Here is a 24,838-nt window from a genome sequence, read left to right as displayed (position 1 = left end):
ACGAATTTACGTATGTTACTTCTTTATTTCAAGCTAATTACTAGACAAAATTTATTTTTTTACTATTATTTCTCTAAATAGAAGTTGCAAAACTAATTTTATTGTTACTTTTGTAAACGCATCCCCCTATTTTTTAACAATTCCTTAAACATTCATCCATGTTATACACTGTATTCCTTAACAACATTTCGGTACAATACAATTACAACGATTTTAAATGAGGTGATGTTCATGACAAAACGTTATGAAAACATGGATAATGTGAGTACAAAAAAATCAATTCGTTCCTTTATACGTTGGCGAAAAGAACGAAAACAAAATAAAAAGGATTTTTCTTTTTTAGTAGAACAATCACCTGTTAAACAAAGTAAATTCCTACAAAACAACTTTGAAAAGACGACTGTAACTTGGATTGGTCATTCCACATTCCTTATCCAAACGAATGGGCTAAATATATTAACAGATCCAGTATGGGCTACTAAATTAAAATTAGTTCCAAGACTTACTGAACCTGGTCTTTCTATACAAGAACTACCTAAAATTGATATTGTCCTCATTTCACACGGTCATTATGATCATTTAGATTTTTCAACGCTTCGCCAGCTAAATGATGATGTTTTATACCTTGTACCTATTGGACTGAAAAAACTATTTACTCGCAAAAAATTTACTCGTGTGGAAGAGCATAATTGGTGGGAAAATACAATCATTAATGATGTTTCCTTTCACTTCGTACCGGCTCAACACTGGACGAGAAGATCCTTATTTGATATGAATACATCTCACTGGGGTGGATGGATTATTAGCAATGAAACAACGAAAGAAACCATTTATTTTTGTGGTGACAGTGGATATTTCCAAGGTTTCAAAGAAATTGGCAAACGCTTTTCAATTGATATTGCCCTTATGCCAATTGGCGCTTATGAACCAGAATGGTTTATGAAAGTATCTCATGTTTCACCTGAAGAGGCAGTGCAAGCTTATTTAGATTTAAACGCTACACACTTTATACCGATGCATTACGGAGCCTTTGCCCTCGCCGATGAAACACCCCGCGAGGCAGTAACAAAGCTCCGAAATAATTGGAATTTACGTATGTTACCGTGGGAACAACTGCATGTACTCTTTTTAGGCCAAACTTTTACTTATAATAGCGCAACAAACGATAAGCAAGTAAATGAAAAAATTGAAACATTACACGTATAACGTAACTACTTATTTTCTATATCCAACATATACTATAGAAAATCATAAAGTAAAACTTTAATCAGTGGGTGTTTTCTATGAATGAATATTTACAGACTCGCTATATCATTAGCGGGAGTGCCTGTATAACCCTTCTTATTTCTTACTTTCTATTCACATAAAAAAGCTACTTGAAAATTCATTTCAAGTAGCTTTTTTATTACTCTGCTAAATACATAAATCCGATCGCACCCGGACCTGTATGAGTACTAATAATAGGCGTTGTAAAGAAAATTTCTGATTGAGCAAATCCACTCACTTTTTCAACAGCCGCTTTTACATTTTCAGCTAAAGGAATTGCTTTCGCGTGTGGAATTGCAACAGCTTTTACAACTTTTCCAGCTGTATCTTCCTCAAATAACTTAGCTAACGTTTTTACAATTTGACCTTGGCTACGCACTTTCGTAACAGGGTTATAAACACCATCTTCAAGGCTAGCAATTGGCTTTATATTAAGTAGCGAACCGATAAACGCTTTTCCTTTACCGATACGCCCACCCTTCACTAAATTTTCTAATGTATCTACTACTACATATAAACGAGTATTCTTTCTCACTTCATCTACACGTTTTAAAATTTCTTCTAGTGAGCGTCCTTCATTTGCCATTTTCGCAGCTTCTATTACTTGATATGCTAAAGCATGTGTAATAAATTGAGAATCAACAACTGTTACTTTTGTGTCGGTCATTGATGCAGCACTATTGGCAGTTGCCACAGTACCACTCATTCCACTTGTCATATGAATGGAAAGTACTTCACTTCCATCTTCACCTAACTTGTCATACATTTCTACAAATGTACCCATTGCCGGTTGTGATGTTTTTGGTAATTCCTCTGATTTAATCATTTCTTCAATAAATTCATCAGGTTGTAAATCAACGCGATCTAAATATGTTTGTCCATTTACAGAGATTGATAATGGTAGCACATGAATGCCATACTTTTCGATTACATCCTGCGTTAAATCCGCAGTTGAATCTGTTACAATTTTAATTTTTTGCATATTATATTCTTCCCTTTCCAATACGCTCTCCTTGTTATTATACTAGCATTCCCTGTGCTTTCAACAATTTCGAACAAATTTCACCAAATTAATTATATTTTTATACCTAAAATGAAAAAGACAGAGTTTACTAACCCTGTCCATACTCTGTATCATGCATTTTTTTCAAGGGTATTTGTTTTATATACATTTAAATAATCATTCCACTTCAAACAATTTTGCAAATATTCACGGAAAGAATACGAAAATCTTGGGTGCTTTTGTTTTTGAATTTTTGCAATAAATAATTGAAGACGAGACTGAATTAGAAACGATAATGGATGCTGTGCCTGTAGGACAGGGATTTCGAATATTTTAATACAATCCCCTGTTGAATGAGTGAAATAAAAACTTTTCGTAATCACAATATCAATCCTCTTTTTCATTGGATTTTTGAACTTCCTCTACTTTACGCTGTAACACGTTGTTTAAAGTGGAGACTTCTATGAATACAAAAGTATCCTTAGTCAATCCCTGTAGTCCTTTTGGTTAGAAGATTTATACTCTATTCATCCTCCGTCCTAAATATCCGATAAGACAGGAATCCCGTTATCCGTATATTGCTTAATAATTTTAGTATAAACTTAGCAAAGCGCAAAGTTTGTCTAAATTTTGGAGATTCTATAATTTTTTTCTTCTATATATTGTATACGTTTACATCTAAAGTATAACAAATAAATAAAAAAAGTGCCTTTATAACGAGGCACTTTTCGACTGTATTTCTTCTTCTCTTTTCTTTTTTCGCTTATTAACAATCTTTGATAAAGCGATACTAATTTCATAAATACAAATAAGCGGTACCGCTACTAAACTATGAGATAAAAAATCAGGCGGTGATATACACGATGCAATGATAATCAATGCTACGTAAGCATACCTTCTTATTTTTATTAGAAATTCCGCCGTTAACAGTCCAATACTCGTTAAAAACATGACAACTACAGGTAATTCAAAAATCACAGCAAATGGAACTGTTAAATTAAGTACAAAATGAAAATACTTTTCTGTCGTAAACATCGTATTAAACATTTCATTACCTATCGTAGTTAAAAAATGAAATAAAAACGGCATTACAACGAAATATCCAAAACATAAACCTGCAATAAATAATATAGACAATACCGGTATATACATTACTGTCATTTTTTGTTCATTTGGATGTAAACCCGGTTTTACAAATAACCAAATTTGTATAGCAGCAAAAGGAATTGTACAAACGATAGCAAATACTGTAGCAATCGAGAAAAAAATCCATAATACATCACTTGGACCGAGAACTGTTAATTTCATTGGTAAATCTTTTACTAGCCAAAAATAAATATCCTTCGTAAAAGTAAATCCGATAATTAAAAATAGGACAAAGGATAGCACTGTATATATTACTCGTTTGCGAAGCTCAACAATATGTTCTACTACGCTCATTTCCCGATCTTCCATCTCGTTCACCACACTTTATTTATCCATTTCGAGGAAAATCCATTACATTTTTTCTTTCTTTTCCTTGTCTTGAAATGCATCATCAGTCAATTCTTTCGTTGATTTCTTGAATTCTTTTAACGTTTCCCCTAAAGCCTTTCCGATTTCCGGCAATTTTTTCGGCCCAAACAAAATAAGTACAGCTACTAAAATTAAAATTAATCCTGGAAAGCCAATATTTGAAAACATTTCTCCATCCCCTTTATTAGTAGATTCCTTGTCCTACTATTGCATAATTTTATTTTGTCAAAAAAGTTTGAAAACGTCAACAAATCCATTGCCTTTTGTCAAAAAAATTCAAAAATATAATCAATTATACAAATTTCATTTTCTATTGCCCTTGTGTATGATATGGTAAGGGAAACGACATATTATTTTATGATAGTAGAAAGGATTTGCATTATGACTGAAAAAATGACACGAATGACGCAATTTGTGAAAGAAGAAATTGCAAATGCAATTACACATGGTATCGGTGCCATTTTAAGCATCCCTGCCTTAATTATATTAATTATTCATGCCTCTAAGCATGGTACTGCATCTGCTGTATTTGCATTTACGGTTTATGGTGTAAGCATGTTCTTACTGTACTTGTTTTCTACATTGTTACATAGCATTCACCATCCAAAAGTAGAAAAATTATTTACTATACTAGATCACTCAGCCATTTATTTATTAATCGCTGGCACATATACTCCTTTTTTACTGATTACACTTCGTGGACCATTAGGCTGGACGTTACTCGCTATTATATGGACACTAGCAATCGGGGGTATCATCTTCAAAATTTTCTTTGTACGTCGCTTTATTAAAGCATCAACATTATGTTATATCATAATGGGATGGCTCATAATCGTTGCTATTAAACCACTTTATGAAAATCTAACTGGACATGGTTTTTCACTACTTTTAGCAGGCGGAATTTTATATTCTGTAGGGGCTATATTCTTCCTTTGGGAAAAATTACCTTTCAATCATGCCATTTGGCATCTTTTCGTTTTAGGTGGTAGTGCGATGATGTTCTTCTGCGTACTCTTTTATGTCTTACCTACAGCGTAATAAAAAGGTTTCAGCTTAATGTAAGCTGAAACCTTTTTTATTACTTATGTAATTGTGATGCGATAACGTCCTGTGTATGTTTCGTTAACTCTTTAATATCCATATTCGCATACTCTTCAGGTGTAATCGGCTTAGAAATTGTTACTGTTGCATGAGCTGGTTTCATACGGTTGCCATTCGCTTCAAACATTTTATATGTCCCATCTAATGTTACAGGTAAGATTGCTACACCAGATTTTACTGCAAGGTGAAAACTCCCAGCCTTAAACTCTCCGATTTCGCCACCCTTACTTCTCGTCCCTTCTGGGAAAATTACGATAGAATGTCCATTCTTTAATAGTTCAATTCCATCTTTAATCGCTTGAAGAGATTGACGACGATTATTACGAACCATAAATACACAATTCATAAGTTCCATCCAAGTTGGTACAACTGGAAACTTCTTAATCTCTGCTTTTGAAACGAATCCAATTGGCTTATTTAAGTAACCTAATAATACGGGAATATCCATATTACTTTGATGATTACTTACAACTAGTACCGGCTTATCTTTAGGAACATTTTCAAGTCCCTTTACTTCAACTGCCCCACCAGCTACACGTACCATTTTCTTACCAAACCAATTTGTCGTTTTATACACAACATTATCTTTTTCTTGTGGCGACATCGTATTTACTTGTTTTTTCAGACGCCACATTCTCGGTGTAATCGCAATTACGATTAAAATTAAATAAAAGATTTTAAAAAACGTTTGAATCATACAGAACCCCCACCTATTATCATTCCGACCTTCATTATACTAGACAAACGAAGGAAAAAGAAGAAAAAATGTCCAAACAACAAGTGCTTGGACATTTTTAAGTATTCTATATTAGAAACGTTTTGCTAATTCACGAGCATTAGCAATTGCTGCTTCTTTAATTTCTGGTGCTTTTTCAGGGTTTGCATTCATACCTTCAACTGCAATATATTCAGTTTCATTTACACCGATAAATCCTAATACTGTTTTTAAGTGATTGCGGCCGAAGTCTACAGCTGCGTACGCTCCTTCAGAATAAATGCCACCTGTTGCTTGAATGTGAAGTGCTTTTTTGCCTTCTAATAAGCCAACTGGTCCATTTTCAGTATATTTGAATGTTTTACCTGCGATTGCTAAGTTATCTAAGTATGCTTTTACTACTGGTGGATAGCTAAAGTTCCACATTGGAGTTACGAATACATAACGATCCGCATGCATAAATGTTTCTAAGTTTGTGTTCATTGCTGCAACTTTTTGTTGTTGAACTTCAGTTAAAGTTTCAAAGCCTTCACCTGCTGCAAATTTACCCCAAGCAGCGAATACATCTGCATCGATTGCTGGTACTGTAGTGTTGAATAAATCAATTGTTACAACTTCGTCTTGTGGATGTTCGTTTTTATAAGCTTCGATGAAAGCTTCCCCTACTGCCACTCCGAAAGAACCTTCTGCTGAATTTGGATTTGCTGTAATAAATAGTACTTTTGTCATTGTATTCTCTCCCTTTTACACACTTTATCTTTAATTTGAGATTTATAATTCGAAAGTAAATAACTTACCTTATGTAAGTATAATACAAAAAGTCGTGTGTGATGTCAATAAAAAATAGCTACTTTTTTTTCGTAAGTTAATGATTTATTTTGTTTCTTTAAAATTCAGTATATAGATATTAAGAATTTTTTCATACAAAAAGGCTATCTCTACAAATTATAGAGATAGCCTTTTATTACATGTTATTTTTGAAACACATGTTTCACTTTTTCAGCCGGAATATTACTTCCGCCTCTACCTTTTACATCTTCAATCATCATTGTAATGACCATATCTGGTGAATTTAAATCAAATGCAGCGAACCAGCCTAGTTCTTTTCCTTCGGCCTCTTTTGATACTTTCAATTCCGCTGTACCTGTTTTTCCAGCAAGCGTCTTACCATCAATTTTAGCAATTTTTCCAGTACCATCTGGATCATTAATTACTTTCGTCATAGCAGTCTTTAATATATCCTGATTGCCTTTTGAAATTACATTCTCTTTCCAAACTTTTGGTTGCTTATCTGTTTTAATAATATATGGAGAAGGTATGTTTCCATCATTAACAATTGGTGCGTACGTTAACGCTAGATGGAGTGGCGTCATTAATACTTGCCCTTGTCCATAACCTGTGTCTGCCATTTGAATATCATTTTTAATTCCATCATTTGCGATTTTAGAAGCTGGGAATCCGTATTCAATTGGTAATTTCTCATCAAATCCGAATTTTTTCGCCTCAGCCATAAATTTATCTTTTCCAATTTTCAAAGCTTCTTGTGCGAAATAAATATTATCCGAGTATTTCATTGCCTTATCAAAATCAATCGGATTCGCATCTTTTACACGTGTTACGTAATAATTGCCCCAAGAAGAATCTTTCGTCCATTTCAGTCCTTCAATTTTCAATTCTTCTTTTGGATCGATTGTTTTCGTTTCAAGACCAATTGCACCTGTAATCGGCTTAAATACAGAACCTGGTACCGATAATTGTGTAAATCGATTCGTCATCGGTTTTTTCGGATCATTATTCCAAGCCTCGCGTTGTGCTTTTGATGTTCCTCGTGCAATTAAATTAGGATTATAAGCTGGACTACTTACAAGAGCAATAGTTTCTCCACTTTTCGGATTAATTGCCGCACTTGAACCAGCTTCTCCCTTCATTTCATTATACGTTTTTTCTTGAACAACACTATCGATAGTTAAAGTTACATTTTCTCCATCAACAGCATCTGTCTTCGCTAAATTTTTAATTTCTTTTCCCTGTGCATCTTCCATGAAGACACGGCCACCTTTTTTCCCGCGTAGCTGTTCTTCCAATACTTGCTCTAATCCAGCCTTACCAACTGGCTCATCGGCTTGATAGCCTTTCTTTTGAAGCGTTTTTAAATCTTCAGCATTTACTTTTCCGATATAACCAGTAAGATGCGCTGCTGCTTCCCCTAACGGATATGTACGAACATTTACAGGTTTTGCTGCAACACCTGGTAAATTGATGTACGTATTTTGCGTTGCTCCCTCAGGCAAAATTCCAATTGGTACGAGATACCCTGGTTTTACCCATTTCGCAGCTAGTTTTTGATCAATCTCTTCTACAGACATATTTAACAACTTCGCTACTGCTTCTTTCGTTTGCGGAGCAGTTTCATCTAATTTTTCTGGAACAATTCCAATCTCAGAAGCTTTCCCATTCGTCGCAAGACCTTTTCCATTACGATCGTATATTTCACCACGTTTTGGTTGTGTTGTTTGCATACGCACTTTACTATCTTTTGTCATACCTGGGAATATAAAATCAGGAGTCCAATCTATTTTCCAAGATTCTTTATCTCCATCTTTTTCTTTCACCATTTTTGCTTCATGACCAAAAGTGATTTTACCACCAACTGTATCCATACTTACTTTAAAAGGAACAGGACCTTCATCTTTTTTATCTTCTTTTAGTTCTCCTACTTCTACTTTTAAGTTTTTCACTTCAATGCCAGAATAAATTTTTTCATATTTCTCAGTGAACTCTTTCTTTGAAATATCTTTTTTTGCCTTTTCGGATAATTGATCATACATTTCTGCAAATTTTTGTTTATTCCATGCTTTTGTATATGTATCAAACGCTTCTTGTGGTTTTTCTTCTTTACCACATCCAACTAACATGAACGTTAAGCAAAGAAAAAGAATCCCCCATATCTTTCTCAATCGATTCTCCTCCTCTTTCTATATGAATACTTTTGAAAATTTCAGCATTTTTACATGCTAGATTTCATTATAGCACTATTGAATATCATCTATAAACTTATATTAACGAATACAAATAAAAAGATTGATGTGAATTTCACATCAATCCTTATTATTATTGTTGCTTCTCATATACATGATAATAGTACGTATACGGATTCTTTTCATCCGTTAAACCTTTTTCAACAAAAACTTCTTTCCAATTTGTCATATCCATTTCTGGGAAGAATGTATCTCCTTCAAATGCATGATGGATTTTTGTTATATATAACTTGTCTACGTAAGGTAAAAAGAGATCATAAATTTGTGCTCCGCCGAAAATAAAGATTTCCTCTTCATTTTTGCATAGTTCAAACACTTCTTCTACAGAATGTGCTACTTCACAACCTTCAACATGATACCCTTCATTACGAGTTACAATAATATTACGTCTTCCAGGCAGTGGTCTACCAATCGCTTCGTAGTTCTTTCTGCCCATAATAAGTGAATGGCCCATCGTTGTTTTTTTTACATACTGTAATTCACTCGGTAAACGCCAAGGTAAATTATTATCTTTGCCAATTACTCTATTCTCGTCCATTGCGACCATAAATGAAACAATCATTTTTTCATCTCCTCTACAATTATACTGCAACCGGTGCTTTAATTGCTGGGTGTGGATCATATCCTTCAATCGTTAAATCTTCCATTTCAAAATCAAACACAGATTTCACATCTGGATTTAATGTAAGTTCCGGGAATGGACGTGGTTTACGTGCCAATTGCTTTTCTACTTGTTCAAAATGATTCGTATAAATGTGTGCATCTCCAATTGTATGAACAAATTCTCCCACTTCAAGACCACATTCATGTGCGATTAAATGTGTTAGTAATGAGTAACTTGCAATGTTAAATGGAATTCCAAGGAATATATCTCCACTTCTTTGATATAGCTGACAAGAAAGTTTGCCATCCGCTACATAAAATTGGAATAGCGTATGACAAGGCGGTAATGCCATACTTGGTACATCTTCAGGATTCCAAGCAGAAACAATTAGGCGACGTGAGTCTGGCGTTTTTTTAATCATTTCAATTACATCTTTTAATTGATCAAGTGTCTCACCAGCTGTCGTTTTCCAAGCACGCCACTGCTTACCGTATACGTCTCCTAAATAACCATATTTATTTGAGAAATCATCATCTTCTAAAACTTTCTTTTTAAACAATTCCATTTGCTCATCGTACTGCACTTTAAATTCCTCATCTTGTTGTGAGCGAAGACCGAAATCAGTCATATCAGGACCAGTATACTCATCGCTTTCTACCCAGCTCTTAAATGCCCATTCATTCCAAATATTATTATTATGCTGCAATAAATAACGAATATTTGTATCACCTTTCATAAACCAAAGCAGTTCACTTGCTACAAGGCGAAACGGCACTCTCTTTGTCGTTAATAAAGGAAAACCTTTACTTAGATCAAAACGCATTTGATATCCAAATACAGATACAGTGCCTGTCCCTGTACGATCTTCTTTCTTCGTACCATGCTCCATTACATGGCGGCATAAATTTAAGTATTCATTTTCAGCATGTTTCATATGTAGTAAAACCTTCTTTCAATCGTGTATGAAATTTATCATAACATGAAAAATAGTAAATTTAATCATCCTAATCAATAAAAAATATTTCTATATTAACAGAATTCTACCCCTTTATATTTTTACAAAAGGTAAATTTATAATCGCCTGATCCTAAATCCTTTTCAATGTTATGTTCTGCTTTCCAATTCGTTTCGTCTATCCGCAATGTAGTGCTTGTATTTGGTGGTACAGAAATCTTGAGAAAGGCTTGTTCATTTTCTACACGCCACTCAATCTTAATTTCTCCATAAGCTGTCTCACGTTTTACTCTAATCCATTCTAAATTCGAATCAAAATGTGGTTGTACATAAAAATGTTTATATGCAGGTTTTGTCTCATCCATTTCTAATCCAATAATATATCGGTATATCCATTCAACGATAGAGCCATATGCGTAATGATTATAAGAATTCATACTATCATTCCAAAGTGTTCCATCCTCTTTCACGCCATCCCAATGTTCCCAAATCGTTGTGGCACCTTTTTTCACTTGGTATAACCATGATGGATAATCTTCATAAAATAGAAGCTTACAAGCAAGGTCATGCCTGTTAAACTTGCTTAATATTAAATTCAAATACGGTGTTCCTAAAAAACCTGTTGTTAAATGATTTTTATTTTCTTTTAATAGCTCAATTAAGCGATTAAATACTTTCTCCTTCACATCATCTTTCACTAGTTCAAAAAGAAGTACTAATATGTGGGCTGTTTGGGTATTTGAAATTAACCTTCCATTCGGTGTAACGAATTCATTTTGAAACGCTTGAACAATATTTCCATGTAACTCTGCATAAAACTTAGCATCTGTAGTTTCATCTAAAATCTCAGCAATTCTTCGTAAAAGCGATGTAGAATACGCATAATAAGCTGTCGCAATAAAATGCTTGTCTGTTCCGCCTTCATATACATCTGGTTTCGTATCTAATGCAAGCCAATCTCCTAAATGATAGCCTGTATCCCATAAATACTCGTTCTCACCTTGTGAACGTATGTAATCTATATACTTCTTCATACTGTTATATTGTTCTTTTAAAATCGATACATCTCCGTAATGTAAATAATGAACCCACGGGCATATAATTGCTGCATCGCCCCAACCACCAGAAGTATGTAAATCAAAATCCGCTCTTTTCCCAAAAGCATCTGGAATAACTAAAGGCACAGCTCCATTAACATTTTGATCTAATGATAAATCTTGGAGCCACTTTTTAAAGAACAATTGTACATTCATAATTTGCGTAGCTGTCCCAATGAACATTTGTGCATCTCCGGTCCATCCAAGTCGATCATCTCGCTGCGGACAATCTGTTGGCACATCAAAAAAGTTCCCTCTTTGAGACCATTCCACATTATGATGAAGTTGATTGATTAATGGATTAGACGTTTCAAATTCAGTCGCTTTTTCCATATCCGTATGTAATACAATCCCTTCAAAATCTGTTATTTGAGGTGGCTGGGTTAATCCACTTATTTTCACATACCTAAAGCCTTGATATGTAAAATGTGGTTCAAACGTTTCCTCTTCTTCTCCTTTTGCTATATACACTATTTTTTGTTTTGCCTTTCGGAGATTTCCAGTATAAAAACTACCATCTTTATTTAATATTTCAGCATGATGCAATTCTATCTTTTGCCCAATATAAACATGACGGACTATAAATCGAACCCACCCTACCATATTTTGCCCCATATCAATGAGCCATTCGTGATTCGGTAGTTTTGAAATAGAAATCGGTTTTATAATTTTCATTTTACGAATTGATTCATTTTCTTGTGCAACAATTATTTGTTTAGAATGCTCAGTTACTTCAACACCTTCTAGCTCTTGCCCACTTTCTTCTAGCCTAGCGTCATAAACCTCACCTTCATAAATTTCCGAATACAAAATAGGGCTTGGAGTTACTTTCCATGTTTCATCCGTTACAATTTTTTCTTTCGTTCCATCTTCATACGTTATATGTAATTGAGCAATTATTGCTCGTCTTCTCCCGTAATAATTACGTACATGATGCATGGTAAGTGGTCCCTTATACCAGCCATTACCTACCAGAACCGAAATAGTATTCTGCTCAACCTTTAATAAATGCGTTATATCATACGTTTGATACAGTACTCTCTTATCATAACTTGTCCATCCAGGGGTAAAATAACAATCTCCAATGCGCTCTCCATTTATAGAAGCCTCGTATAATCCTAAACTTGTGATATATAAACGCGCTTTTTTAACTACTTTTGTAATAGAAAAAAATTTATTAAAAGACATAACTTGCGTTCGTTCTTTTTTCGCAGCAATCCAGTTCCCGCTCCAGTTATCTTGCCCTTGTAATCCAGTCTCCCAAAATGCTACTTCTGACCAAGATGATTCTTCTCCGTAATTATCCCATACCTTTACCCGGTAAAAATAACGCGTTTCCGCTCTGTATGAAAATGAATTGATTGGTATATGTAAACTTTGATCTGTTTCTACTTTTCGCGAATCAAACATTATAATTTCAAAATCTCTATCCTTCGCAACCTGCAATTGATAAGCAAGTTGTTTTACATTTCGGTTACTCGACTCAAGCAGCCAACTCATTTTAACAACTTTTGAATCTATACCTATCGGATTTTTTTTATTATCGCAAAGTACTCTCTTTATTGTTAGCACACTTCTTCACCATCTTTTCTATATCTTAATTTAAATTAATTATAATAAAAATAAAATTCTAAACAAATAATAATTTCATTCATTCTTACAAAATTATTAACTTTCCAAATTTATAAAGGTTTTCATTTTCTATTACCGAAAGTATAGTGCGGTAGAACAAAATTTATATTTGGAGGTTAGAAGTATGTCTAAAATTGAAACTCCTGTTATGACTTCTTTACAAACAACGGTTGAAAAAATGATGAAGGATTTAAATGTTCCTGGAGCTGCTGTAGCTGTTATAAAAGACGGTGAAGTTATTATTTCAGAAGGATTTGGCTATCGAAATTTAGGGACAAAAGACACTGTTACACCGAATACTCGGTTCGCAATCGGTTCCTCAACGAAAGCTTTTGGTACACTTTCATTAAGCTTGTTAGCACAACAAAATAAGTTTAATTGGGATACTCCTGTCCAGTCTTATATACCTAACTTCTCTTTATCTGAACTACTTGCTAGCTCACAAGTTACCGGACGAGATTTAGCTTCTCATCGAACTGGTGTAAGCCGTCATGAGGCTCTTTGGTACAGCTCTTCCTTATCTCGAAAAGATCTCGTTGAAAAAATAAAACATTTACAACTTGATGCACCGTTCCGCACAGCATTTCTTTATAACAACTTAATGTATGCAACAATTAGCTACATTGTTGAAAACATTACAAATCAAACGTGGGAGCAATACGCTACAGAACATATTTTAGAACCTTTAAATATGAGACATACAAATTTCTCTGTTACAGATTCACAAACTACAGATGATTATGCTTTACCTTACATTGAAAATGAAGGTGAAATAAAAGAAGTTCCATTCCGCAATATTGATACGGTTGGCGCTGCTGGTTGTATTAATTCTACAATTGAAGATATGGCCAATTGGGTCCTTCTTCACTTAAAACAAGGGAAATTTGGAGAGCATGAATTAATTTCTCCTGAATTATTACAACAAATGTATACACCGCACAATTCAATTCCAGATCAACCGGTTTTATCACTACCTGAATCTCCATTAAATAGTTACGGCCTTGGTTGGTTTATTAGCGCTTATCGTGGTAATAAGGTGATTCATCATGGTGGTAATATTGATGGATTTTCAGCGCTTGTTTCATTCATACCAACAGAAAACATAGGCCTTGTCATTTTAACGAATGCTGGAGGTACATTACTACCTACTTATCTCGCTAATCAAATTTATGACGAACTACTTGAATTAGAATCCATTGATTGGCATAAACGTGCTGTAGAAGATACTGAAAAAATGAAGGAAATGATGAAAGAAGCAACTGAATCCATTCCTGAACAAATTAAAGGGACTACACCTTCTCACAAGTTAGAAGATTATACCGGTACTTTCGAGCATCCTGCATATGGAACATTACAAGTATACAAACGAGATGAGTCGTTATTTGTAAAATTTATGGAGATGGACATTCAATTAGCGCATCATCATTACGACATCTTCTCTGCAAAAGTTGACTTATTCCAAATGAAAATGAGTTTATTATTGGCTTATGAAATGAGTGTTAGTGGTGAATTCCCATCCCTTCAGTTACATGTACCAACTATGTTAAGCACGCAGCCGCTTGCATTTAAGAAAATTAAATAAATATTTTAATAGAGGGAAGATAACACTTCCCTCTATTTCCCTTTAAATTATCCATCCAAAAAAAAGGATAATACGTAAAGGATACAGAATTCTATTATTCAACTAATTAAATTACCAGGAGGAAAAGCTGTGTACACAGAAATTTCCAAAGAAATTGTTTCGATTACTCATCACGATTATTCAGGTTGTATAGATAAGGAAGGATGGGACGATCCTGCTACTTATTTACAGACAGTTGAAAAACTAGAGAGACAAGGAGAACTAACACCAGTACAATTTACTGAAATTGTACGTGATTACTTACTAGACTTTAAAGATAATCATATGTTTTTCAAAATGCACTCTAAAAATCAACCTCTTAACAGTGTTGGCTTCCAGGTGAAAAGATACGAAGACCGCCTATATATTACATCCAATTCACAAGAAATAAGAGTGAAAAAAGGACAGACTATTCTAGCATTAGATAATATGAAAATTCCAGAGTTATTAATAAAATATAAGAAGTATTTAAATGAGAATACATATGAACGTGAAAAATGGGATTATGTTTTATTAAAATCATCAAATTGTACACTTATAGATGAAAATGGCGTAACCGAAACCATTACTTTACAAAAGTATAAACAAAGCGAATATACGCCTATTTATTCATTTAAACAGCAGAATAAAGATACACTCTTAATTACTTTGACGGATTTCGCAAATACTGATGCTATTAATAAATTATTAGACTTACATAAAGATGAGCTTAATACTTTTCCGAACTTAATAATAGATGTGCGATTGAATCGTGGCGGGAGTGATGATGCATTTTTTAAATTACTTCCTTACTTATTCGAAGACAAAGAGATTTCCCTTTTAGATTCTTCAGATACAATGCAATTAAATCATACAGAACGAAACTTTCATTTACGCATGAAAGACATCGAAATGGAAGATTATGATTCTTTAGACGAACTTTCCAAAATATTCACAGATATATTTATTCAAAATTTAAAAAAGAATTATAAAAAAGGATTCGTTACATTTGATACTTCTGAGTTACCAAAAGAACTTCAATCATTAAAAATACACGGACGAAAATCACCTTGTAGAGTAGTTATATTAACAGATGTTACATGTGGAAGTTCTGGTGATTCTTTTGTAGAAGTAGCAAAAAAATCATTGAAAGTAAAAGTAATTGGTCGTCCTACTGCTGGTTTAAATGATTATTCTAATTTAGCGGTAATGGAATGGGCTGATACATTTGCACTTTACTACCCTACTTCACGGCTCTCTATTATAGATAAAGGCGAAGGAATGTCCGGAATTGGTATACAGCCGCATATACATATCCCGTGGACTCCGGAACATCTACAAGAAGATGTTGATTTAAAATTAGCATTACAACTGCTTCAAAACGAAGAATGGTAAAAAAATAAAGGTAGATGTGAATCACACCTACCTTTTCTATTTCATATTAATTTTTCTGGTTGAAACCAAATTGGCTTTAATGACTCAAAGTCTTTATGATCTTCTAAAACTATAGTAAGACGCCCTAACGTATCATCTAACATGTGCGGTGCTGCTCGTAAACTCCAGACAACTGAAGAGAAAACCGTCATGCCAACGTAAACCGCATATAATTTCCAAAACTCCTCTGGTATTCTCCCGTTAAAGTATCCTTCTATTTGTCCGATTGAATACGGAATACTAATGTCCCTTGCAAATAGTGCAATTTTTACGAAATCATGAAGTGGGTCGCCCCAATCGTAGCCATTAAAATCAACAACACCTACATATTTCGCATCACGTACAATTATATTTTCTAAATGAAAATCATCGTGTTGAAATCGATTTGGGCGGTTTTGTAAATATATTTCATTTTCATCTATAAACTTAATGATTTTATCATCTTTTTTTATTCTTATTCCACATGTTTTATATGCCTCTACATATTTTCGATGTTTTTTCATTGCTCTTTCATACCATGGAAGGATATCCTTAGGAGCTTCATATGTATGCATTTTTGCTAAATCTTTTCCTGCCTCTATACCAATTTCATATTGTTCTTTTGGTGAATACGTAGGCAATAGCTTCTTCGCATCTTCCCCTTCTAAATATGAAAAAATGCCATAGCATAAACCTTTTTCTGCCAACAAACCCATTTCAATTGGTTTTTGTGCTTGCACACTACGGTTTTGCATTTCATTTAAAATTTGAAACTCTATTTTCTTTCTTTCATACTCTTTCATATCGCCTGTCCGCAATAAATATTTTTCGTTATTCGCACACGTAATTATATATTTCTTATCTGGTGAGAAACCTTTGGAGATTTCTTCAATATTAACTGCATCCTTTACTATTTGTATATTGTTTTGCCATGCTGTAATTGTCTTCATATATATTCCCCTTACATTTCTACATTTGGTGTATACGCTACTTCTATTATAAAACCATTCGGATCGTAAAAAGAAATGGGCTCCTCTAATTTGCTACCCAAAATTCAATATGATGAATACCTGCTCGAAGTGTATTCATATTAAGAATACGCCCCTTGTACTACTTGTACAATTTCCATCGGTGTATTGACCATATAATCTGGTGCATCTTTTTTCACTGTTTCAATGACATCATATCCCCAAGATACCCAAATTACATTTACCCCAGCCTTTTTACATGCTGCTACGTCTCGCTGTTCGTCACCAACATATAACATATCTTTCTCTGTTATCTTTTTGGATTTTAAAAACCGTTTTATCATTTTATCTTTTCCGAACAAATTTTTTGAACAATACACTTCTTGAATATTTTCTATATCATTATTGTGTAAAAATGCTCGAATATGCTCTTCTGAGTTCGATGATATGACTGCAATTCCGTAGCCTTTCTTATGTAGTTCATCTAATACATCCTTCATCCCATGGAACAAAATGAGATCTTTTATAGCAGGTTGATACAATTTATAAAACTCTAATGCTAATATCGGTAGTTTATACAGTGGTACATCGAGTTGTTTACATCTCTCCGGCATCGTTAATTTACGTAAATACTCAATTTCTTCTTCCCTTACGGTTTTATATCCATGCTTTTCAGCAAGCTGGTTATAAATTGGTACAAATATATTTTGTGAATCTACTAATGTGCCATCAAAGTCAAAAACAATATATTTTTGCATTCCCATACTCCCTTACTTCTTTTTTCCTAAACCTATTTTATTCAACAATATAGTTGTCTTACCCTTCTATAAGCATAAAAAAGAACAAGATTTTCTCTTGTTCTTTTTAAGAAAGCCATTTTGGCGGTACATTCGTATTCCAATAAATATTTCCTAACTCATGGTGTCCTGAGTACCCATCATCAAATCGATGATAGTGGAAATTAAAATAGTAACCATCTTGCGGTGGATGATCTCTTCTTACATGAAATCGCAATAAGTCATTTCCTGATTTCGTGTCATACACATGAAAAATCTTTTCATTATTTCCGCCAGCTGGCCTTTGAGAAATCGCTAATGATTGCAGCGAATCTTCTGGTACATCATTGGCAAGCTGAGCAATTGCCTCTTCAATTTTCGGTAATATTACATCTTTAAACTCATCTTCAATTACTGGACCAATTTTAGTGCCAAACTTTTGCATCGACTGCTTCTCTGCTTCTAGCATTGCATAAGTAATAAAAGTATCGGTGGTTAACCTGTCATTCGTTTCTTCATATGTATAGGACGTACTCTCCAAATTTTGTTGCCCAGCTGTACTCGTAGGCTTGTCCGCAGCTTTGGCATTATCAAGCAATATGGAAGGAGGCGTCACTAAACCAAATGTAAATACGGTAATTAATGCGACTAAGGTTTTTCTAAACCAATTTGGCATTTATGTTCCCTCCCTTTCACTCATTATATTTTATATAACGGTTGTTTCTTCTATTATACAAAATGATTGTAATTTTTGCACTTTACAATTTTGTTAACGTTCACATATTTTTCACTTGAATATGAAATTGTAAGATTTCATACAATATAAGTACAACAACAATGAGGAGGCAATCAGATGACTTTAGATGTCATGTATTCCGCCGCAAGCATACTCGTTTTAGTATATTTCCTTTATCAATGTGTAACAGATTAAAAAAAGAGCCATTTTCCGGCTCTTTTTCTATGGTAAAAATACAATCCAACCAATCCATACTATAAAAATAATCCCGGCAATTACAGCAGGTAATAAATAAAAATGAGAAAGTATAACTATTCCATACAAAAGCAGTACTGGAAGTAATAAATAGCGATCTGCCTTCCATCTTAACAGTAGTAATTTTCCTTCATCACAATATAAATGAAGAAACATTTTTTTCGTAAATTCATTCCAATAATCGCGCGCATAACGAGAAATTGCAACTAAAGAAAATACAAGAATAATAGCTACAATCCACCTCGGACTCATGATAATACTTACAGTACTTATACATACAATTTGAATATAAAATATTCGTGCACTACTTGTACGGAAAAATTCTTTTAAAAAGGATTCAACAATACGAGAATCTTTTTTCTTCCCTAAAAACTTTTTAGAACATGGAAACATCCACGGCTTTTTATTCGAACTACTCGGTTTAGCCGCATGACCACCAACTTGCATAATCCCACTCGTCCAGCGCATACTTTCTTCTTTCTCTTTCTCAACTTCTTTAAAAAAGCAATTTTTATAATTTAGTTTTTCTTTTATCAATACGATAATTAATAAAACTGCTAGACCGATACATAGTATAGAATAAAAGGAATTTTTATAAATAAGAAACAGACTCAATCCAAAAAAGGATAGACTTATAGAAAATATCACATTTTTTACAATCCATAGTAGCCATCGTTTCCCCACACGTATATGAATAAATCTCGTTAACAACGACAACATAAATCGAAATGCAGTAAAAAATAGCCAAAATAATATGATTTGTACCTGCGCCACTCCAATACTTTTCATCAACACTGGTAACATAGCAACTACTACCACTACATTCGTTATCGCTATTCGAATTAACGTATATGTCATGCCATACTGGATTAACTTTTGCATGTGAGCGGGATAAGAAATTAAAAATAAACTATCCGCTTGTTCAAAAAATGAGCGAACTCCTCTAGAATATGTAATCACATAAAATGCGAGTAAACCTAATCCGAAATAAACTGTCTCTCCCATCGATAATTCTTCCATCCATAGTGAACGATAATAAATCCCTATAAATATAAGTGCAGGAATAATAATATATAGTGCAACCGTCCAATCCGTTATAGAACGTATGGACTTCCATTTACGCCCCAGTTCATGGCGCAATCTTTTATAAAATTGTTGTTTAATCATGCTGTTCACGCCTTACTATTACATCAAAGCAGTCTAATAATGAACTCCCTGGCATTTCTGCTAACGCTTGGATAGATTCTAGATTTCCATCTGCGACTAATGTACCTTGTGAAATGAGTAAAAATCTCTCACAAATTCTTTCAGCTGTGTCTAATACGTGCGTACAAAGTAAAATACCTGCGCCACGTTCTTTTTCTTTATATAAATAACTTAAAAACTCTTTCGTAGCTACTGGATCTAAACCGATAAAAGGTTCATCAATGATATAAAAATCTGGTTCAGTTAAAAATGCCAAAATGAGCATCGATTTTTGTTTCATACCTTTTGAAAACTTTGATAAATACTCATGTTTATGTTTATCCATTCGAAACATATGTAATAACTCTTCTGCTTTTCTTTCCCAGCTTCCTACTTCGTTCTCGCGAGCATCCATTAATAGTTCGATATGTTCCCAAAGCGTCAAATAATCATAATATGTCGGGTGTTCCGGCACGTATGCATAAGGATTTTTCTTTTCACCAAATGATATTTCACCATTCATATTTACAAGTAAACCGAGCATCGTTTTAATCGTCGTACTCTTCCCAGCACCATTCGCACCAATAAGTGCAACTAATTCACCTTTTTCAATTGAAAAGGCAATATCATGAATTGTCTTTTCCCCTATATCATATCCGGCAGAGCGAATATTCACGTCTAACATACATTCCCCTTCTTTCCATTTCCAATAAAATCAAGGAAAAGAATAACATATAACTATCTATATATCATTATAAAATATTTATTTTCATAGCAGGAATACATACTTTTTAACAGAATATTTAATGTTTGATTACATTTTATTGGAGTGGATTATATGTCTTTTCAAATTCGCGAAGCTACAATAGACGATATAGATGCACTTTGTTCTTTAGCGAAAGAATTAAAAGGTTCTTCTATTTCCTATGAAGATATGAACAACCGATTGCAATTCGTACAAATGAGTCCTTTTGATTTTTTATATGTTTATGAGGAAGAAGAAACCATATGTGGATTACTTGGGTTTCGTATACGTGAAAATTTAGAAGATATAACTCGTTATGGGGAGATTTCAATTATTAGCGTTAATTCTACAATACGATGGAAAGGCATTGGACAAGTATTAATGGATTATGCAGAACAATTAGCAAAGACACATAATTGTATCGGCACATGGCTAGTCAGTGGAACAAAAAGAGTAGAAGCACATCCTTTTTACAAAAAATTAGGATATGAAGTAAATGGATATCGATTTGTAAAACATTTTTAAACTACTTATAAATGGAAAGGACTAAAACTATGACAAACATCGAAGCTATTTTTATTGATCGTGACGGTACAATTGGCGGTGACACTACAATACATTATCCAGGCTCTTTTACATTATTTCCTTTCACAAAAGCAGCTCTGCAAAAACTAAAAGCTCAAAATATAAAAATTTTCTCTTTCACAAATCAACCAGGTATCGCAGATGGGATAGCGACTGTAGCTGATTTTGTACAAGAATTAGAAGGCTTCGGTTTTGATGATATATACGTATGTCCTCATAAACACGGTGATGGTTGTGAATGCCGTAAACCAAGTACAGGTATGCTGCTGCAAGCGGCTGAAAAACACGGGCTTAATTTAACAAAATGCGCTGTAATTGGTGATCGCTGGACTGATATCGTTGCAGGAGCAACAGTACATGCGACAACGATATTAGTTCGAACAGGCGCTGGATATGATGCTTTACATACGTACCGAGACAAATGGGCACATATTGAACCAAACTACATTGCAGAAAACTTTGAAGATGCTACAAATTGGATTTTAAATCAACAATAATACAAATTAAAAGAGACGTTTTCACAATGAAAGCATCTCTTTTAATCTTATATTTTTTTAAAACGTTAATTCATAATGGAAATAACGATTATCTCTCAAATAACCATTTTCAGCATATAATCGCTGTGCTGATAAATTATCAATCTCCGTTTGTAATTTTACACCTTTTGCACCATTTTCTAATGCAAATTCTTTAGCAGCTTCTAGTAATTTTTTACCTGTTCCTGCTCCGCGCTTAGTGGCTTGTACAAATAAATCATTTAATATCCATAATTCTTTCATCGAAATGGAAGAAAATGATGGATATAATTGTGTGAAGCCTATATATTCACCGTCTTCAACTGCTACAAAAATAACGGATTCTTTTCTCTCTATTCGATTTCGCAAAAATACTTTTGCTCCTTCTAAATCGGAATCTTGTCTATAAAACATACGATAGTTATTAAAAACTGATGCTAGTCCATCTAAATCTGCAATTGTTGCCTCATATATTCTCATTTTACTCCATTCCCCTTCCAATACTCTCTCATTATATCTGTTGCCCATTTAGGCTGTACAATTTCTTCTTTGGGCATAAACTCTTTCATTATCGGCTTTATATCCAATATAGGGGTGCCATCAATAGCATCTAATCCCTCAACAATAATTGATTTACCTTCTCTTTTGATCACCTTTACAATTGTGGTTCCTATGCGATTCGGACGATTTTTCCCGCGCTGTGCAAAAATGCCTACTTTAGGATAATCATTATTATTTCTAGGATGTCTAGCAAAATATTGAATTTGTTCATCAGTTACTTTATGAAAATAAAAAACAACTTCAATATGAGAAAAATCTTCAATCCCTTGTATACTTTCCTCTGTATATATTTCAGTTAAAGTAATATAGGATCTTACTTCTCCCCACTCATCATCTTTTATTTCCTTTCTTTTATTATGTACAAATGCGATTGGTTGAACTGAAAACATACGCATTCCTCCTTAAATGTAACCACTTACATTATAAAGTATTTTCAGAATGTTTTCCACAAACACGAACTAGATTACATAATATAATTATGATCTAGTTCGTAAAGCGAAATTAACTGCTTCAACTGCATGTATATAAGTTGTGTCGAATACCGGAATGGATATGTCTTCCTGTTTTATTAATAACCCTATTTCTGTACAACCTAATATGATTCCTTGTGCCCCTTCTTTTACTAGCTCTTCTATAACTCTTTTATAATACTCTCTAGATTGGGATGTTATCTTTCCTAAACACAATTCTTTATATATTACTTCATTTATTTTATCTCTATCCTTTTCTGATGGAACCATTACTTTTATATGATTCTCTTCTATGCGTAACTTATAAAAATCTTGCTCCATTGTATATTTAGTTCCAAGCAAACCAACCTTTTGAATATCTTTCCTTTTAATTTCTTTCACAGTTGCATCAGCGATATGTAAGACTGGAATATGAATATTCTTCTTTATTTTCTCAACTACTTTATGCATTGTATTTGTGCAAATAATTATAAAATCTGCTCCTCCCCTCTGTAACGAATATGCTGCATTTCCTAATATTTCTCCTGCTCCATTCCAATCTCCGTTAGACTGGAATCGCTCAATCTCTTCAAAGTCCACACTATTAATCATACATTTTGCTGAATGTAACCCTCCCAATCTCTCTTTTATTTCTTCATTTATGATTCGATAATATTCAGAAGTTGATTCCCAACTCATACCACCAATTAAACCTATTGTTTTCATTACAACAAACCCACCTTATACTGTTTTATAAAACTAATCACAACATTTTATTATGTATATTATACATAATAAAACAAGACTTTACGTTTATAATATAAAGTCTTGTTTTAACTATTTCCAAGGAAATTTTATAAGAATATTCCGAAATTAATTATTGGATGTTTTTATAGAATCTTCATATTGATAATGAAAACATTCTCGATACAACTGTTTAATTTCATCATATGATGGCACACGTGGATTATTTGCTGGACTTCCACTTTCAATTGCATCCAATGCCATTTTAGAAATAGCTGTTTCAAATTCAACTTCACCAATTCCGTATTCTTTTAAATTTGGGATACGAAGATCAAAACAAAGTTTTTTTATTTCCCTCAGCGTGTAGTCGGCTACTTCTTCATCACAATAGGAATACAAATCTTTATTTATACAACGTCCAATTTCTGCTAGTCTTTTTACTGCACTAACTTTTGTATATTCTAAAACTGTAGGTAATAGTATTGCATTCGATATACCATGTGGTACATGAAATAACGCTCCTACCGGCCTTGACATTCCATGAACTAACGTAACAGATGCATTTGAAAATGCGATTCCAGCTTGTAAGGAAGCAATCATCATCGCTTCTCTTGCCTCCATATTCTCTCTATCTTCATATGCAATACGTAAATATTTCATAATACTTTCAATAGCGGAAAGTGCAAGTACATCGGTAAGCGATTGTGAAACTTTAGATATATATGCTTCGACTGCATGACATAATGCATCTATCCCTGTTGCTGCTGTAATATGAGGTGGTACCGAACGCGTTAAAATTGGGTCAATAATCGCTACTTGTGGGGTAAAACTCGGATGCTTCATCATCATTTTTACATCTGTTCGTTTATTCGTAATTACTGCTACACTTGTTACTTCCGATCCAGTACCAGAAGTTGTTGGGATTGCAATTAGTGGTAGCGGATCGTTTTCTATTTCCATATCTTTTTGGACGTAATCTTCCACTTCTCCACCATTTGTATATAACACCGCAACTGCTTTCGCAGCATCAATACAACTTCCACCACCAATACCGATAATAAAATCACACTTTCCTTCTTTACAAAGTGTTAACGCTTCTAACACGTGTATATTTGTAGGCTCAGCATTTACTTTATTATATGTAATAACAGTTATACCTTTCGTATTTAATTGTTGTATACACCTCTCAACATATCCTAAATCCTCCATAATTGTATCCGTAACTATAAACGCTCTTTTCCCCAACTTCTTAGATTGTTCCCCCAGCTTTTCAAGCGAATTTCTTCCATATAATACAGACTTCGGCATACGAAACTCAGCAACATCTTGCAAGTACTCCACCCCTTCTTACCCTAATTTATATTTTAGTTTATAAAATATC

General features: G+C 33.7%; 25 protein-coding genes and 1 pseudogene. 6 read left to right on the top strand and 20 right to left on the bottom strand.

The features are described from left to right. The first annotated feature begins 231 nt into the window (after nt 1-231). Nucleotides 232-1,206: an MBL fold metallo-hydrolase gene (locus tag ILS93_RS19135; protein ID WP_088046797.1), complete on the top strand. Its 975-nt coding sequence runs from the start codon at nt 232-234 to the stop codon at nt 1,204-1,206. Nucleotides 1,207-1,405: 199 nt separating this feature from the next. On the opposite strand, the gene ILS93_RS19130 is transcribed toward ILS93_RS19135, so the two are convergent. The 4 genes from ILS93_RS19130 to ILS93_RS19115 form a co-directional block, all read right to left on the bottom strand. Then, on the bottom strand, nt 1,406-2,248 hold the full coding sequence (locus tag ILS93_RS19130; protein WP_033657798.1) for a DegV family protein: 843 nt from the start codon (nt 2,246-2,248) through the stop codon (nt 1,406-1,408). 152 nt (nt 2,249-2,400) lie between these two features. Continuing rightward, the gene (locus tag ILS93_RS19125; protein ID WP_000629012.1) at nt 2,401-2,652 is read right to left on the bottom strand and encodes a DUF2535 family protein; all 252 of its coding nucleotides are present in this window, start codon (nt 2,650-2,652) and stop codon (nt 2,401-2,403) included. A gap of 328 nt (nt 2,653-2,980) precedes the next feature. Further along, a complete protein-coding gene (gene tatC, locus ILS93_RS19120; protein ID WP_000390124.1) occupies nt 2,981-3,724 on the bottom strand; it encodes a twin-arginine translocase subunit TatC in 744 nt (247 codons plus the stop codon). Nucleotides 3,725-3,766: 42 nt separating this feature from the next. After that, on the bottom strand, nt 3,767-3,952 hold the full coding sequence (locus ILS93_RS19115) for a twin-arginine translocase TatA/TatE family subunit (protein ID WP_064477362.1): 186 nt from the start codon (nt 3,950-3,952) through the stop codon (nt 3,767-3,769). Between the two features lie 213 nt (nt 3,953-4,165). Here ILS93_RS19115 and trhA point away from each other — a divergent pair, with 213 nt between their 5' ends. Beyond that, nucleotides 4,166-4,822: a PAQR family membrane homeostasis protein TrhA gene (gene trhA, locus ILS93_RS19110; RefSeq protein WP_064477363.1), complete on the top strand. Its 657-nt coding sequence runs from the start codon at nt 4,166-4,168 to the stop codon at nt 4,820-4,822. A 40-nt stretch (nt 4,823-4,862) separates the two neighbouring features. Here the strand turns inward: trhA and ILS93_RS19105 are convergent, their stop codons facing one another. The 6 genes from ILS93_RS19105 to ILS93_RS19080 form a co-directional block, all read right to left on the bottom strand. After that, nucleotides 4,863-5,582 carry a lysophospholipid acyltransferase family protein gene (locus ILS93_RS19105; RefSeq protein ID WP_222661127.1) on the bottom strand — a complete coding sequence of 240 codons (720 nt, stop codon included), beginning with the start codon at nt 5,580-5,582 and terminating at the stop codon, nt 4,863-4,865. Between the two features lie 111 nt (nt 5,583-5,693). Then, a complete protein-coding gene (locus ILS93_RS19100; RefSeq protein WP_064477365.1) occupies nt 5,694-6,329 on the bottom strand; it encodes an FMN-dependent NADH-azoreductase in 636 nt (211 codons plus the stop codon). 242 nt (nt 6,330-6,571) lie between these two features. Further along, nucleotides 6,572-8,557 carry a penicillin-binding protein 3 gene (pbpC, locus tag ILS93_RS19095; protein WP_064477366.1) on the bottom strand — a complete coding sequence of 662 codons (1,986 nt, stop codon included), beginning with the start codon at nt 8,555-8,557 and terminating at the stop codon, nt 6,572-6,574. A gap of 154 nt (nt 8,558-8,711) precedes the next feature. Then, complete coding sequence (locus tag ILS93_RS19090) at nt 8,712-9,200, bottom strand: dihydrofolate reductase (RefSeq protein ID WP_000637214.1); 489 nt, start codon at nt 9,198-9,200, stop codon at nt 8,712-8,714. 19 nt (nt 9,201-9,219) lie between these two features. Continuing rightward, on the bottom strand, nt 9,220-10,176 hold the full coding sequence (locus ILS93_RS19085) for a thymidylate synthase (protein ID WP_222655347.1): 957 nt from the start codon (nt 10,174-10,176) through the stop codon (nt 9,220-9,222). Nucleotides 10,177-10,282: 106 nt separating this feature from the next. After that, nucleotides 10,283-12,865 carry an alpha-L-rhamnosidase gene (locus tag ILS93_RS19080; protein ID WP_098103301.1) on the bottom strand — a complete coding sequence of 861 codons (2,583 nt, stop codon included), beginning with the start codon at nt 12,863-12,865 and terminating at the stop codon, nt 10,283-10,285. A gap of 184 nt (nt 12,866-13,049) precedes the next feature. On the opposite strand from ILS93_RS19080, the gene ILS93_RS19075 reads away from it, so the two are divergent. Further along, nucleotides 13,050-14,507 carry a serine hydrolase gene (locus ILS93_RS19075; protein ID WP_222661125.1) on the top strand — a complete coding sequence of 486 codons (1,458 nt, stop codon included), beginning with the start codon at nt 13,050-13,052 and terminating at the stop codon, nt 14,505-14,507. Nucleotides 14,508-14,636: 129 nt separating this feature from the next. Next, entirely contained in the window at nt 14,637-15,920 is a 1,284-nt protein-coding gene (locus tag ILS93_RS19070) for a S41 family peptidase (protein WP_088046796.1), read from the top strand. Between the two features lie 41 nt (nt 15,921-15,961). Here ILS93_RS19070 and ILS93_RS19065 read toward each other — a convergent pair whose 3' ends face one another. From ILS93_RS19065 to ILS93_RS19040, 6 genes and pseudogenes are all read right to left on the bottom strand, one after another. Then, nucleotides 15,962-16,888, bottom strand: coding sequence for an aminoglycoside phosphotransferase family protein (locus ILS93_RS19065; RefSeq protein ID WP_064477369.1), 927 nt, complete (start codon nt 16,886-16,888; stop codon nt 15,962-15,964). Between the two features lie 29 nt (nt 16,889-16,917). After that, nucleotides 16,918-17,027 (bottom strand): annotated as a pseudogene (locus ILS93_RS29115) (aminoglycoside phosphotransferase); the annotation flags it as partial. A gap of 1 nt (nt 17,028) precedes the next feature. Beyond that, on the bottom strand, nt 17,029-17,664 hold the full coding sequence (locus ILS93_RS19055) for an HAD family hydrolase (RefSeq protein ID WP_001174998.1): 636 nt from the start codon (nt 17,662-17,664) through the stop codon (nt 17,029-17,031). 106 nt (nt 17,665-17,770) lie between these two features. Beyond that, nucleotides 17,771-18,358 carry a YpjP family protein gene (locus tag ILS93_RS19050; RefSeq protein WP_064477370.1) on the bottom strand — a complete coding sequence of 196 codons (588 nt, stop codon included), beginning with the start codon at nt 18,356-18,358 and terminating at the stop codon, nt 17,771-17,773. 282 nt (nt 18,359-18,640) lie between these two features. Then, nucleotides 18,641-19,840, bottom strand: coding sequence for an ABC transporter permease (locus ILS93_RS19045; protein ID WP_098103305.1), 1,200 nt, complete (start codon nt 19,838-19,840; stop codon nt 18,641-18,643). Continuing rightward, nucleotides 19,833-20,543: an ABC transporter ATP-binding protein gene (locus ILS93_RS19040; protein WP_000887839.1), complete on the bottom strand. Its 711-nt coding sequence runs from the start codon at nt 20,541-20,543 to the stop codon at nt 19,833-19,835. The genes ILS93_RS19045 and ILS93_RS19040 overlap by 8 nt, the downstream gene beginning before the upstream one ends. A 153-nt stretch (nt 20,544-20,696) precedes the next feature. On the opposite strand from ILS93_RS19040, the gene ILS93_RS19035 reads away from it, so the two are divergent. After that, the gene (locus ILS93_RS19035) at nt 20,697-21,128 is read left to right on the top strand and encodes a GNAT family N-acetyltransferase (RefSeq protein ID WP_222661122.1); all 432 of its coding nucleotides are present in this window, start codon (nt 20,697-20,699) and stop codon (nt 21,126-21,128) included. 29 nt (nt 21,129-21,157) lie between these two features. Then, nucleotides 21,158-21,685: an HAD-IIIA family hydrolase gene (locus ILS93_RS19030; protein ID WP_064477374.1), complete on the top strand. Its 528-nt coding sequence runs from the start codon at nt 21,158-21,160 to the stop codon at nt 21,683-21,685. A 57-nt stretch (nt 21,686-21,742) separates the two neighbouring features. Here ILS93_RS19030 and ILS93_RS19025 read toward each other — a convergent pair whose 3' ends face one another. The 4 genes from ILS93_RS19025 to eutG all read right to left on the bottom strand — a co-directional run bounded on the left by ILS93_RS19025 (nt 21,743) and on the right by eutG (nt 24,789). After that, on the bottom strand, nt 21,743-22,183 hold the full coding sequence (locus ILS93_RS19025) for a GNAT family N-acetyltransferase (RefSeq protein ID WP_061679521.1): 441 nt from the start codon (nt 22,181-22,183) through the stop codon (nt 21,743-21,745). Next, nucleotides 22,180-22,653: an SAM-dependent methyltransferase gene (locus tag ILS93_RS19020; protein WP_064477375.1), complete on the bottom strand. Its 474-nt coding sequence runs from the start codon at nt 22,651-22,653 to the stop codon at nt 22,180-22,182. The genes ILS93_RS19025 and ILS93_RS19020 overlap by 4 nt, the downstream gene beginning before the upstream one ends. A gap of 87 nt (nt 22,654-22,740) precedes the next feature. Further along, nucleotides 22,741-23,439 carry an aspartate/glutamate racemase family protein gene (locus ILS93_RS19015; RefSeq protein WP_222661120.1) on the bottom strand — a complete coding sequence of 233 codons (699 nt, stop codon included), beginning with the start codon at nt 23,437-23,439 and terminating at the stop codon, nt 22,741-22,743. A gap of 147 nt (nt 23,440-23,586) precedes the next feature. Next, entirely contained in the window at nt 23,587-24,789 is a 1,203-nt protein-coding gene (gene eutG / locus ILS93_RS19010) for an alcohol dehydrogenase EutG (protein ID WP_064477377.1), read from the bottom strand. Nucleotides 24,790-24,838 lie beyond the last annotated feature (49 nt).

The sequence above is a fragment of the Bacillus sp. 16GRE42 genome (assembly GCF_019837435.1).
GTDB classification, from domain to species: Bacteria; Bacillota; Bacilli; order Bacillales; family Bacillaceae_G; genus Bacillus_A; species Bacillus_A wiedmannii.
Note: the sequence above shows the minus strand (reverse complement) of the source record. Positions and strands in the feature narration are given on the sequence as shown.